The organism is Paenibacillus sp. Y280, from assembly GCF_056786335.1.
Genome location: NZ_JBXCIW010000008.1, coordinates 93,685 through 107,438 on the forward strand (window position 1 = coordinate 93,685; position 13,754 = coordinate 107,438).

11 protein-coding genes are annotated in these 13,754 nt (G+C 47.1%); all 11 read right to left on the minus strand.

Translation table 11 applies throughout. The annotated features are described in order from the left end of the window. Positions 1 to 123: 123 nt before the first annotated feature. A complete protein-coding gene (locus AC1TPC_RS12915; protein ID WP_482067254.1) occupies positions 124 to 1,638 on the minus strand; it encodes a leucyl aminopeptidase in 1,515 nt (504 codons plus the stop codon). Positions 1,639 to 1,863: 225 nt separating this feature from the next. Next, positions 1,864 to 3,237: an ATP-binding protein gene (locus tag AC1TPC_RS12920; protein ID WP_482067255.1), complete on the minus strand. Its 1,374-nt coding sequence runs from the start codon at positions 3,235 to 3,237 to the stop codon at positions 1,864 to 1,866. A gap of 198 nt (positions 3,238 to 3,435) precedes the next feature. Then, positions 3,436 to 4,821: an anti-sigma factor domain-containing protein gene (locus AC1TPC_RS12925; RefSeq protein WP_482067256.1), complete on the minus strand. Its 1,386-nt coding sequence runs from the start codon at positions 4,819 to 4,821 to the stop codon at positions 3,436 to 3,438. Beyond that, the gene (gene sigI / locus AC1TPC_RS12930) at positions 4,818 to 5,633 is read right to left on the minus strand and encodes an RNA polymerase sigma factor SigI (protein ID WP_482067257.1); all 816 of its coding nucleotides are present in this window, start codon (positions 5,631 to 5,633) and stop codon (positions 4,818 to 4,820) included. Before sigI ends, AC1TPC_RS12925 begins: the two co-directional genes overlap by 4 nt. 132 nt (positions 5,634 to 5,765) lie before the next feature. Further along, positions 5,766 to 6,182 carry a hypothetical protein gene (locus AC1TPC_RS12935; RefSeq protein WP_482067258.1) on the minus strand — a complete coding sequence of 139 codons (417 nt, stop codon included), beginning with the start codon at positions 6,180 to 6,182 and terminating at the stop codon, positions 5,766 to 5,768. A gap of 283 nt (positions 6,183 to 6,465) precedes the next feature. Then, positions 6,466 to 7,014 (minus strand): peroxiredoxin, encoded by a 549-nt coding sequence (locus AC1TPC_RS12940; RefSeq protein ID WP_482067259.1) that lies wholly within the window; start codon positions 7,012 to 7,014, stop codon positions 6,466 to 6,468. A 145-nt stretch (positions 7,015 to 7,159) separates the two neighbouring features. Next, the gene (leuB, locus tag AC1TPC_RS12945; protein WP_482067260.1) at positions 7,160 to 8,239 is read right to left on the minus strand and encodes a 3-isopropylmalate dehydrogenase; all 1,080 of its coding nucleotides are present in this window, start codon (positions 8,237 to 8,239) and stop codon (positions 7,160 to 7,162) included. A gap of 266 nt (positions 8,240 to 8,505) precedes the next feature. Further along, the gene (locus tag AC1TPC_RS12950; protein WP_482067261.1) at positions 8,506 to 10,050 is read right to left on the minus strand and encodes a 2-isopropylmalate synthase; all 1,545 of its coding nucleotides are present in this window, start codon (positions 10,048 to 10,050) and stop codon (positions 8,506 to 8,508) included. 123 nt (positions 10,051 to 10,173) lie between these two features. Continuing rightward, complete coding sequence (gene ilvC / locus AC1TPC_RS12955) at positions 10,174 to 11,166, minus strand: ketol-acid reductoisomerase (protein ID WP_482067262.1); 993 nt, start codon at positions 11,164 to 11,166, stop codon at positions 10,174 to 10,176. Positions 11,167 to 11,290: 124 nt separating this feature from the next. Next, entirely contained in the window at positions 11,291 to 11,776 is a 486-nt protein-coding gene (gene ilvN, locus AC1TPC_RS12960; protein WP_482067263.1) for an acetolactate synthase small subunit, read from the minus strand. After that, positions 11,773 to 13,518: a biosynthetic-type acetolactate synthase large subunit gene (ilvB, locus tag AC1TPC_RS12965; RefSeq protein WP_482067264.1), complete on the minus strand. Its 1,746-nt coding sequence runs from the start codon at positions 13,516 to 13,518 to the stop codon at positions 11,773 to 11,775. The genes ilvN and ilvB overlap by 4 nt, the downstream gene beginning before the upstream one ends. Positions 13,519 to 13,754 lie beyond the last annotated feature (236 nt).

Here is a 13,754-nt window from a genome sequence, read left to right on the forward strand (position 1 = left end):
TTTTCGTTCCTGCACCTCAATTTCGCCAAAAAAAAGCCCTTCTTTTCGCAAGCTTTATGCAAAAGAAAGAGCTTTTTTCATTCATATCCGATTCCGCAGCATCTGCTATTTCCTTATTTCTGCCTACTCTTGGTGTACGATCAACTCGATTAAGGTTCTAACCATAACGCCGGTAGCGCCTTTAGTCTCCCAGCCTCTGCTCGATTCTAGCCATGCCGTGCCGCCGATATCAAGATGAACCCAAGGCAGTCCTTCAGCAAAATGTCCGATGAACAATCCTCCGGTAATCGTCCCGGCATCTCTGCCCCCGCTATTTTTCAAATCAGCAGCATCGCTCTTAATCTGCTTCTTATATTCCGGGTAAGATGGCAGCTGCCATATTCTCTCGCCCGCACGCTCAGAAGCCGACTGCACTTGCTTAAAGAGCTGGTCATTATTTGTAACCGCGCCCGTTGCTTGGGTGCCAAGCGCAACAGAGACTGCACCTGTCAGCGTGGCCACGTCTACCAAGCGAGTCGCGCCCCTTGTAATGGCGGTCGTCAGGCCGTCGGCCAGCACCAATCTTCCCTCTGCGTCGGTATTTACAACTTCTACGGTATGGCCGCTCATCATACGAAGCACGTCGCCAGGCTTAATCGCACGATCAGAAGGCATATTCTCAGCGGTTGGAATGACCGCAATGACATTGATTGCAGGCTTCAGCTCGCCAATAACGCGCATCGCTCCAAGCACAGCAGCAGCCCCGCCCATATCCGAGATCATTTCCTGCATGCCTTCTGCTCTCTTCAAGGAGATGCCGCCTGTATCAAACGTAATGCCTTTACCGATCAGTCCCCAAGCTTCTTCGGAGCTTGGATCGCCTTTATAATGGATAACGATCATACGAGGCGGATTTATACTGCCTTGGCCTACACCAAGCAAGCCGCCCATTCGCTGCTCTGCCGCACTCCACTCATCGATGACTTCAATTTCCAAATCAAGCTCACGAGCGAGCTCTTCCGCATGATGAGCCAGACGCTCAGGCGTAAGATCATTGCCCGGCAAATTAGTCAGATCGCGGGCTAAGTTAACGCCTTCAGCAAACAGCTTGCCCTTAGCAATGCCTTGCTTCCATGACGCAGCTTCCTCTTCCGTTATAGCTGCACCTTGAGGTACAAAAGCAACCTCCTTCAACGTAAATCGCTCACTCTGCTCACGGTTGAGCGGCTGACGCACGTGAAGCGCGAGCAGCAACCCTTCTGTCAGCGCTTGTGCCGAACGATCGGCACCAAGCTTTGCTTTCGAGCACTCCAGCAATTGTTCCGAAAGCAGCAATTGTACGGACTCGGCACGCAGTTTTTTGAGCGCTTTGGCAGCCGCTGCTGCCGCTAGGCGCAGGCTCGTTGCCTCACCATCCATCTCAAGTCCAACAAAAACAATATACGCTGCGGGATAGAGGCCTAAAGTCGCAACAACCTCGGTTTGCTCCGATTCTGCTTTAAACAAACCTCTGGCGTACTGTCCTCTCAGCGCATCATCGATTTGCGGCTGCACAATCGCACCAGCCCCGTTAAGCTCATTTTTGCTTACGAATCGAACGACCGCATCTTTAGCCGCCTGTTCTGCACCACGAACCCCATATGTGAATTGAGCACTCATTTGTATTTCCTCGCTTTCTTAAAATAAAACCATATATGTATCCTGCATGAATTGCATACAATCAACACGTTTTTCAAACTCATTATACCGAACGTCCTTCGACTTTTCCATGTTTAAAATTCAAGGCTAAAACAAAAAAGCCCCTCCCTATTGGGGGAGGTGGGCTTTTAGTTGTTCCATTCTTAATTTAAATAGCCTGATGAAATTTAATCTCTCTTGAAGCCTTCATTCGGCTAACGGCAGTGTAATGATAAACTCTGTTCCAACCCCGGCTTGGCTGTCTACGCGAATGGTACCATTGTGATTGCGTACGATACGGTAGCTCACCGATAAACCAAGCCCTGTGCCCGTCTGCTTCGTCGTAAAGAAAGGATCGAACAGCCGACTCATCGTCGCCTTGTCCATTCCTTTGCCATTATCCTTTATAACAATTTCGGCAAATTGACCGCTGCTGCGCGTGATGATATCGATCAAGCCTCTTCGTTCGCCTTGTATCTCCTCGATGGCATCAAGTGAATTTTTGACGATATTCAATATGACCTGCTTCACCTGCTTCACATCAATCGAAACGTAATGCTCTGAGCAATAGCACTCCGCCTTAATTTCACAATTCCGCATAAGCGCTTCACTTTCCGTTAGAAGCACCACTTCTTTAATCAAATGATCGATAGACACCAACTGCTTCATTGGTGCTGATGGCTTGGACGAATTAAGAAATTCATAAATAATATCGTTAGCCCTGTCAATTTCCGTCAAAATAATACGCGCATACTCTTCTTTGCCTACTTCCATTAAATAAGGCCGAAGCAATTGGATAAAACCTCTAATACTCGTTAAGGGATTGCGAATTTCATGGGCGATAGCAGCAGCAATTTTTCCTAGCATGGCAAGCTTGTCATTCTGTAATGCCGTCTGTTCAATTTGCTTATACTCTGAGACATCCTTCACACTAATTAGAAAATCACCGTCTAATTGATCACCGTATGTAACCGTTACCAATAGATGTTTGCCATCTTTGTGTTGGAATTCATAGTACCGACTATGCAAAAGAAACATTTCCTTGTAAAGTCTCAAAATCGTTCTCTTCGTCGAATTGGTAAGCTGCCGGTGTCTTAATATTTCTTTTATTGAACAACCTATTAACGTCTTTCGAGGAATGTCCAGCAGCTTAGCCATCTGTACATTGATAAACGATAATATGCCATCGTTGTCAAATAATGCAATACCGCTGTCCATATGCTGCAATACGTTTTCGTATTTATTTTTAACCATTTCGAAAGATCGATTGGATCGAAAAAGCATTTCACGCATTTCGCTGAATTTCTGCTCGTTCGATCGCTCAGGCTGTAATCGAAAACGACAGGCTACCATAATTTCCATTAAGAAAACGAAAGAACGATTGTATAGTCTTATCGCTTCCTCCGAATCAACATTGGCAGCTAAAGACTGAATGCACTCCTCATGAACGGCAATAATTTCCTCCGGGTTTATTCCGTAAAGCTCCTTGCCCAGCTCGTTGGCATGGAATAGTGATACTTCCTTACCACTTCGTATATACTCGGCAAGCGCCGGGAAATAGCGCTTTCGAATGGCCTGCATCTTGTACTCCTCCCGGGCAATATCTATAGATAGCGGTTACAGTTACTACTAATCATAGGACGAGTTTACAATCGCTGTCAATCGGAAATACTGTCGAATTTTAGGAAGGAAATAGGCGCAGGGTCATACCCTACGCCAATTAGGACTCGGGTCCCCTACTGCTTTTTATTTATTTTTTGCATTTGTGAGCCTGTAAAACTAACGATCATTGTCATTGCTAGCTTTGTCATTTCGATCGTTTCTGTTATTATCTTCCTCATTCATTTCTTCCCTTTTTTTATCTTCCCGTTTGCCTTCCCTGCCGCTATTTTCTCTTTCCCTTCGATCCTTGTTATCTTTGCTGATGTCTTCATCTTCATGACCGTGTTGCCATTTATTGTTATTTTCGTTCCAGTTATCGTTTCGATCTTTATCATCGTCATTGGAGCGGTCCCAGTTGCGGTACCACTCCTTGTCCTTGTCCTTGCCATTATCTTTATCTTTATCTTTATTCTTGTCTTCCTTATTCTTGTTTTCCTTTTTATCGGCATTAGGTCTATTGGGCGAGCTTGGCTTATTCGATTTCCCTGGTGTTATAGTAGGTTTACCGTTCCATGCCCCGTTCTTGCCTGGTTTCGTCGTAACCGCCGCATTATTCACATCACTGCTGAAGGGCTTCTCCGGCTTTGTTGCTTTCACCGGTTTATTGGATTTAGGGGTAGCTGCAGGCTTAGTTGTATTCGTCTTTTCGTCAGCCTTTTGCTGCTTGGCCTTCTCCTTTTTTTCTCGTGCAACTAGATCCTTCAGCTTTTGCTTGCTTAAGTCTTCCGCATTATCTACGATCGTCTTCAAGCCGCCAAGCGGCTCCGTAGCTTTATCGATGGAGTTATGCTTGAGCTGCTCCATTTCGAGCGTATAACCCTCGTCCTTCGCCATCAAATACACGGCCATTTTACCTGAAGAAATGCCATTCGCGGCCGCTTCCTCACGCACTTCATTTGGTACCGACAGCGTTGTAATATTCGCGCTAGCCGCCTCTGCTGCCAGCTGTGTTAATAAATTCCGAAGCGTCCGATCGACTTTTCCCGTCAAAATTTGCTCATAATCGAGTTTAAGTGCAGAATTGTCGTCTAACAGCATGCTCGTTATAAAAATATTTTTGTTTGGCGTATCGAGATAATGTGAGCCTTTAGCCCTCTCTAGAATAGAAGCGGCTACCGTTTCAACGTTAACTCCTTTATATACTAGCCCTTTAATAATAAGCTCGCCGTCCTCATTTAACGCATTCAGCTCCCGAACCTTATCGTTCTTGTCCACGCCTAGCTCAACGCTTGGATTAATATCCATGCTTACATAGGCGACAACAGGATTTTTATCCTGCTGCATAACGAGCAAAATAGGAAGGAAAACCAGCAGCATTACCGCCGCAGCACTCGTATACCAATAAGCTGGTTTAAACGTACGCGGCTTCTTAAATTCCTCTTCAAATGTTATTTCTTCACCTATTTCCGGCTTCCCTTGAATAGGGGCTTGCAAAAATTGGCCGTCTGCCGTCATTACAACGGCGTGCTGCTTATGAATGCTCATAACGACTCCACGTTTCATTTGCTTGCCTCCTTATTCAGATCCATTCGGTCATCGGTTATATGTAAGTAATCGTGCATGTATGGGTATGTGCCAGAAATAATAAGTGCGATCGCAATAATATATTTTCGGTTGCGCTCAACCGTTTTGCGGGAAACGCCGCACATTTCGGTAAGCTCTTTTACCGCTAGCTTTTTCGTTAATCTTAACGATTCGAATAAATCAGCCTCACTCACAAGTGTTTGCGCAATTCCGATCAACAGCCTTCTGGAGTCTGCATGCTTGGGGGAGACTTCAACCAGCTCTGCAAAAGAAATCCCGAACCTTAGAAGCTCTTGATTAAGCTCACTGATCTCCTGCCTTCTCTCGTCTTCGGTCCGCTTAACTTCAAATGCATTCAACGCTTGCCTGGTTTCAACGGAATTGTATTGCGGCTGCTCCTCATCCTCGGAATCGTACATGCTATAAGGTACAACCTGAGAATGCCTTTGTTCTTTTCGGACATGGTCAATAAGCCGACGGCGAATGACGGTTTCAGAAAATCCGATAAATGATTTGCCCGCATGGCTGTCGAACTGATTGATCGCTTCATTAAAAGCGAGCAGCGCCACGCTGAATTCATCATCTTGATTCGGATCTATGTACCGTTTGCAAAATCGACTTGTTACTTTCATTATATAAGGCTTGTAATCTGCTATGAACTGCTCTCGAAGCAGCTCATCGCCTTGACGAATTCGAGCAACCCATTGTTCGGGAGTAAGCTTCTGCTCATCCTCCGCAGCATCTGTGGAAGCAGACTTCCGCAGAAAGCGTTTGAACAATACAAGTAACAACCGCTCCACCTCACTACTAGTATGATTCGTTTCTGTCTGACCGGTTTCAGGGGGTACATTATGAGAAGATCTTCACTTATTTTAAAAAAGAAAAGCCCCCGAAAAGGAGGCTCACCATTCATGTTTAAAAATCTAAACGGATGTACGGCGTTTACGGAGCTTATTCCTTCTGTTATTCAGCATCCCAAGACGCTTCTTAAGTACAAGCTGCCACTCCGTGTCTTCAATCTGCTTAGCGAAGCTAAGCAAATCAAGTGCCATATCAATTTGACTATGGACAACGTCCATAGGATCCTCATTCTCATGATTAACGCAGTTTTCAAGCAGCGCCTTGCCTTCTTGCTCCACATAGTCTTGAAAATCAACTTCGGCGGCGCCGTCGCCATGTGCATATTCGGCTAATATCTCGTATTCATTTTCGATTAAATAATGGATGTCCACTCGATGGCATACCGGACAAAACATAATAGGTACATTATGAATATGCGTTCGGAAATGCTTTAGCGTTCCCTTTGTTCCAATCATACTAGCTCCACAGCAAAAACTCATTGACGACTCCTCCTAAAGGTTTGCGGGTGCAAACCAGCTTCGTAAGCATCAACTTAAGGTTTGCGGGTGCAAACCTACTTCGTAAGCATCAACTTAAGGTTTGCGAATGCAAACCACTTCGAAAGCAAACCTAGCAATTTTTTGAGCTCTGTGACTAAGTATACATTATTCGCTCAGTATGGTTGAATTCCTGCTTTTGCATCATAATATCCGCCTCCAGGGCCTAAAAAAAAAACCCGCGCCATCTTATGGCGCGGGTTTTGAATAACGGTCTCGAAATCTATTATTTCGATACCAAAGTTTGTTGACCTGGTTTCCAGTTGATTGGGCAAAGACCGCCGGATTGCAAAGCTTGCAATACGCGAAGTGTCTCGTCAACACTGCGGCCAACGTTGTTGTGGTTAACAACTTGGTATTGTACTTCGCCTTCTGGGTTGATGATGAATAGGCCGCGAAGCGCTATGCCTTCTTCTTCGATCAATACGCCGTAGTCACGAGCAACGCTCTTCGTGATGTCTGCAGCAAGTGGGAATTCTAGTTGGCCTAGGCCATTATCATTAACCGGCGTGTTGATCCATGCACGGTGGCTATGTTTGCTATCAATGCTGACACCAAGAATTTCAGTGTTCAATTTTTTGAATTCAGCTGCAGCCAAGCTCAAAGCAGTGATTTCAGTTGGGCAAACGAATGTGAAATCTAGTGGGTAGAAGAACAATACCAACCATTTGCCTTTGTAATCTGCAAGAGATGCTGTACCGAAATCTTTACCGTCACCTGTTGCTGTTTCCATCGAAAAATCTGGGGCCTGACGGCCTACCAAACGCTCTGCCATTATTGAAAACCTCCTTGACCTATCCATAAATTTTTATTGTTTATGTCACTTCGTCTGTGTGACTTACCTAGTAAATAGTATCACTAGTCTAGAATGAAGTCAATATTATAATTAGTATTTAATTATAATTATTATAATCTACCAATTATTTTTTAAGAGCAGCTACGATCAAATCGCCCATTTCAGTCGTTCCGATTGCTTTGCTTTTATCAACAGCAATATCGCCAGTACGGTGTCCTGCGTCAAGCACTTCTTTCACGGCAGCTTCGATTGCAGCAGCAGCTTCGTGATAGCCAAACGTTAGTCGGAACATAAGAGCAACCGAGAGAATAGTTGCAATTGGGTTCGAGATACCTTGACCAGCGATATCAGGTGCTGAACCATGTACCGGCTCGTACAAGCCAAAGCTTCCTTCGCCTAGCGAAGCAGATGAGAGCATGCCGATCGATCCAGTCAGCATCGCAGCTTCATCGCTAAGAATATCGCCGAACATGTTTTCCGTAACGATGACATCAAAGCTCGAAGGGCGGCGCAGCAATTGCATCGCGCAGTTATCGACAAGCACATGCTCAAGCTCAACTTCAGGATATTCAGGAGCGATCCGGTTAACAACCTCACGCCATAGACGTGATGTTTCTAGCACGTTCGCTTTATCTACCGATGCAAGACGTTTGCCGCGAGTCATTGCGATATCGAATGCTTGGCGTACGATACGCTCGATTTCCTGTACATTATAAACGCAAGTATCAACCGCTTCTTCGCCGCCAGCGCCTTCACGGCGGAACTTCTCACCAAAGTAAATGCCGCCAGTCAACTCGCGAACAACGACAAGATCAGTGCCTTCAAGAACTTCCGGCTTCAATGTGGAAGCCTCTTTCAAGCAATCAAACACCGTAGCTGGGCGGATGTTGGAGAACAAGCCAAGCGCTTTGCGAATGCCGAGAAGGCCAGTCTCTGGACGAAGCTCCTTCGAGTTGTTGTCCCATTTCGGGCCGCCAACAGCGCCAAGCAATACTGCGTCCGCGCCTTTGCAAAGCTCAAGCGTCTCTTGTGGAAGCGGAGTACCCTTCTCATCAATCGCAATACCGCCGAACAAGCCGTGCGATGTTTCGAATTTGTAGCCATAAAGCTCTTCTGTTTTTTTGAGCACTTTCAGCGCTTCGCCAACAACCTCAGGTCCGATACCGTCGCCGGCAATAACTGCAATTTTTTTTACGTCTGACATAGTTAAAGTAACACTCCTCGTTTTCGATTAAACTTATCCATCCAAAGCAGCACCGCTTGGATTCGACAAGTTATACACTCATTCTCATTCTATTATCATTTGTACCATAAAAGCGGTGTGATTACAAAGATATAAAAACTATTGACTCTATAGACTATGACTATAGAGCCAGTATAAATTCCATACAAATATGAAACAAATGCCTGTAAACAAAGAAAGACAGTAAGCCGCAAGTTTCCTTGGCTTACTGTCCTTTTTTGCAAAAATTAGATCAAACTCATCTTATCGCGACGGCCTGGTGACTTCCGCTTCTCGATCAGGCGGTTAAGCGCATCGATATAGGCGCGTGCGCTTGCCTCTAGAATATCCGTGCTTAGTCCACGGCCTTGAGCAGAAACTTCATCCTGCTTTAAAACAACATGTACCTCGCCCTGTGCATCCTTGCCTTGTGAGACCGACTTAATCGAATAGTCTTCAAGCTCAACATTTTCCTGCGTAACTTTATCGATAGCATTGTAGATCGCATCAACGGAACCGTTGCCGATTGCCACTTCTTCGACGATCTCGCCATCGACTTTGCGAATCCGGACGGAAGCGCTTGGCGTAGATTGATTGCCGTAGCTCACTTGGATCGCCTCCAAGCTGAATACTTCCGGCGTATCAATAAGCTTCTCCTCAAGAAGGGCAAGAATATCTTCATCGCTTACCGTTTTCTTGCGGTCAGCCAAATCCTTAAATCTGGCGAAAGCCGTGTTGACCGCTTCATCCTCAAGCTCATAGCCAAGATCGATCAGCTTCTCGCGGAACGCATGGCGTCCGGAGTGCTTGCCAAGAACAAGCTTCGATTCCTTAAGGCCGATCGTATCAGGCGAGATAATCTCGTAAGTTGTCTTTTCCTTCAGCATGCCGTCCTGATGAATGCCGGACTCATGCGCGAATGCATTGGCGCCGACAATCGCTTTGTTGCCTGGAACGACCATGCCTGTCAGCTTGCTGACAAGGCGGCTCGTCTTCGCAATTTCCTTCAGGTTAAGCGTCGTTTGAGCACCGAAGAAATCGGGACGCGTCGCAAGTGCCATGGCAATCTCTTCGATTGCCGTATTGCCGGCACGCTCTCCAATTCCGTTGATCGTACCCTCAACTTGGTCAGCGCCATTTAGAATCGCGGCAAGCGAATTGGCTGTCGCCATACCAAGATCATCATGACAATGCGCGCTTAGCTGGATCGTTTCGATATTCGGCACGTTTTCCTTAAGCGTCTTGAAAATATTGCCGAATTCCTGCGGGTTCATATAACCGACCGTATCCGGAATATTAACGACCGAAGCCCCTGCTTTGATCGCCATCTCCGTTACCTGGCATAGAAAATCCAGCTCCGTACGTCCGGCATCCTCTGCGGAAAACTCGACTTTGTCAAAGTATTTACGCGCATAACGAATCGCACGCTCTGCGGTTTCCAGAACCTGATCCTTCTCCATCCGCAGCTTATGCTTGCGGTGAATCGGGCTTGTAGCTAGAAATACGTGAATGCACGGATCCTGTGCGCCGATAAGCGCTTCACGAACCGCATCAATATCTTGCTCGCGGGAGCGTGAGAGGCCGATGACCGTTGCGTTCTTAACTGCGCGCGCAACCGCATTAACCGCTGCAAGATCGCCAGGGGATGCTGCAGGGAATCCAGCCTCCATACGATCCACGCCAAGCTTCTCAAGCTGAAGGGCAATCTCTACCTTTTCCTTCGTGTTCAGGTTTACACCCGGAGATTGCTCTCCGTCACGAAGCGTTGTATCGAAAACATAAATTTTCCGCATTTGTGCCATGCACCTCCGTGAACAGAATGATCCCGGCACGCGGATGAAGCTGCAAGGCGAAACGTAAGCCGCTTCGCCTTGCACTCCGGCGTACCGGGATATGGTCGTTCATTCTATCTGTTATTACTTCTTGATCCAGTGCATCAATTCACGAAGCTGTGCGCCTGTTTGCTCGATTGGATGAGCTGCTTCGTTACGGCGTGTAGCTGTAAGCATAGCACGGTTCGATTGGTTTTCCAAGATGAAGTCACGAGCGAAACGGCCGGATTGGATATCTTCCAATACACGTTTCATTTCTTTCTTCGTCTCTTCCGTAACAATGCGAGGACCAGTTACATAGTCGCCGTATTCTGCAGTGTTGGAGATGGAATCGCGCATCGACGAAATTCCGCCCTCATACATCATGTCAACGATCAGTTTAAGCTCGTGCAAGCACTCGAAGTAAGCCATTTCTGGAGCGTAGCCAGCTTCAACAAGCGTTTCGAAGCCTGCTTTAACTAGTGCGGAAGCGCCGCCGCAAAGAACAGCTTGCTCACCGAACAAATCTGTTTCTGTTTCTTCTTTGAAAGAAGTTTCGATAACGCCTGCACGTGTACAGCCGATACCTTTAGCATATGCAAGACCGATAGCTTTAGCATTGCCTGTAGCATCTTGCTCGATTGCGATAAGTCCAGGAACGCCAAAGCCCTCTTGGTACGTACGACGAACCATGTGACCTGGAGATTTTGGAGCAACTAGGAATACGTCAGTATCTGCGTTAGGAACGATTTGACCGTAGTGAATGTTGAAGCCGTGTGAGAACATAAGAGCCGCGCCTTTTTTGAGGTTAGGAGCGATTTCGTCTGTGTATACTTTCGCTTGCGTTTCGTCAGGAAGCAAAATTTGAACAACGTCAGCTACTTTAGTTGCTTCAGCAACTGTAAGTACTTCAAAGCCGTCTTTCTTAGCAACGTCTGCAGATTTACCAGGGCGAAGTCCGATAATTACTTTCAAGCCGCTGTCGCGAAGGTTTTGCGCTTGCGCGTGACCTTGGCTGCCGTAACCGATAACTGCGATTGTTTTACCTTGTAGTACGCCTTGATCCGCGTCTTTTTCATAGTACATTGTAACTGCCATTTTAATAATTGCCTCCTTTAATTTAACCCTTTTGAGCGGGTGTTTAAGCAGAGAATGACCCATACGCAGCGGTTCTCCCCTTAAACTCCCGCTCAAAGCGGGGATGTTGAATGAATGGTAATAATTACTTGACGTTGCCTCTGTTTAGCGAAGTTACTCCCGTACGCGACAGCTCGCGAATGCCATAAGGCTTAAGCAGCTCGACCATTGCATCGATTTTCTCCGTGTCACCTACTACTTGTACAATAAGCGAATGAGTGCCGATGTCAACAACCGCTGCTCGAAACGTTTCTACTACGCCAAGAATTTCAGGACGTGATGCCGGCTCCGCGTTTACCTTAATTAAGGCAAGCTCGCGTGCGACCATCGGGTTGGAGCTGAGATCAATAACTTTAATAACGTCGATCAGCTTGTACAATTGCTTCGTAACCTGCTCGAGGGTATGGTCATCACCTGTAGTGACGATGACCATACGCGACAAGCCTGCCTCTTCGCTGGAACCAACTGTAATGCTCTCAATATTGAAGCCGCGGCGTCCGAACAAGCCGGATACGCGCTGCAGAACGCCGGGCTGATCGTTGACGATTACTGCGATCGTGTGTTTTTTCATTCCGCATCCCCCATGATCATTTCGTCGATGGTGCTTCCTTGTGCAACCATTGGATACACGTTCTCTTCTTTGCGAACGACGAACTCAACGACTGCTGGACCTGGATGGCGGAGCGCTTCTTCCCATGCGGTGCGCGCTTCCTCTTTGTTCGTAGCGCGGAAGCCTTTCACGCCGTAAGCCTCGGAAAGCTTAACGAAGTCTGGACTGCCGGAAAGATCGATATGGCTGTAGCGATTATCGTAGATAAGCTCCTGCCACTGGCGAACCATCCCGAGCACCTGGTTATTAATAATAACAACCTTGACTGGAATATTATTGATTGCGCAAATAGCCAGCTCCTGCGCGCACATTTGAAAGCCTCCGTCACCGTTGATGGAAACGACTACGCGGTCCGGATTCGCCATTTGGGCGCCGATAGCGGAAGGGAAGCCGAAGCCCATTGTACCCAAACCGCCGGAGGTTACCCATGACCGCGGCTTGTTGAATTTGTAATACTGTGCAGCCCACATTTGATGCTGGCCAACGTCAGTCGTTACAATCGCGTCTCCGCCAGTCGTTTCGTGAATAAGCTCAACGACCCATTGCGGCTTAAGCTCAACCTCGGAATCCGAGTAGCTGAACGGGTATTCCGCACATGAAGCTTTAAGCTTCGCACGCCAGTCATCCGCTTTATCCGCGCGTTTAGCTTGCTTGTTAACAAGCTGGAGAACCGTCTTCACGTCACCTACGATCGGAACGTCAGTTGGTACGTTTTTGCCGATTTCCGCTGGATCGATATCGATATGAACGATTTTCGCAAGCGGAGCGAAGCCGGACAGCTTACCGGTTACACGGTCATCGAACCGGGCGCCGATGTTGATAAGCAAATCCGCACTTTGAATCGATTTGTTAGCCGTATAAGTGCCATGCATACCTGGCATGCCCAAGAACAGCTCATTCCCGCTTGGGAAAGCTCCGAGTCCAAGCAATGTCGTCGTAATCGGAATTTGCGTTTTCGTTACGAACTCGAACAGCTCTTCGTGACCGCCGGAATATACAACTCCGCCGCCAGCGAGAATGATGGGACGCTCTGCCTGCTCAATGGCTTTAATGAGCTTGTCGACTTGATTCTTGTTTGGCGAAACCGTCGGGTTGTAGCCGCGGATGCTTACATCCGTTACGGGCTTGAACAACGTTGTTGCCGCCGAGATGTCCTTTGGTATATCAATCAATACTGGACCTTTGCGGCCAGTGTTGGCAATGTGGAATGCTTCATGTATAATGCGCGGCAAATCTTCTACATCGCGCACCAAGTAGCTGTGCTTCGTGATTGGCATCGTAATGCCTGTAATATCCGCTTCTTGGAACGCATCGCTTCCGATAAGGCTGGAAATGACGTTGCCCGTAATGACAACTAACGGTACAGAATCCATATATGCTGTCGCGATACCCGTAACCAGGTTCGTTGCCCCAGGACCTGAGGTTGCGATACAAACGCCTACTTTACCGCTTGCGCGGGCGTAGCCGTCAGCCGCGTGAATCGCGCCTTGCTCGTGACGAGTGAGTAAATGATTGAAATCGGGGTTTCCGTGCATCGCGTCGTAAATGTACAACACTGCTCCACCAGGATAGCCGAATACACAATCTACACCCTCAAGCAGCAGACTGCGCAGCAATATTTCTGAACCACTAATGACCTCGGGCTTCGAGAGCCTTTCCTTCAATTCCTCTTTTGACTTCAGTGTTGCACCTTGCGTTACCATCAGTCATCCTCCTCTCTGAAAAAACAAAAAAACCTTTCGCTCCTCATGCTTCAAAAACAAAGCAACGAGGGACGAAAGGTATATCTTCCGTGGTACCACCCAAATTCGTTACACATCTCCCGATGTATAACCTCCACAAGTAAGAACGTCGTGCATATACGTCCATACTATTGGCACTGTAACGCTTGCCCTGCGATTTCCCCTATTAGGCAACAGCATACCGTTGTTGCTTTTCA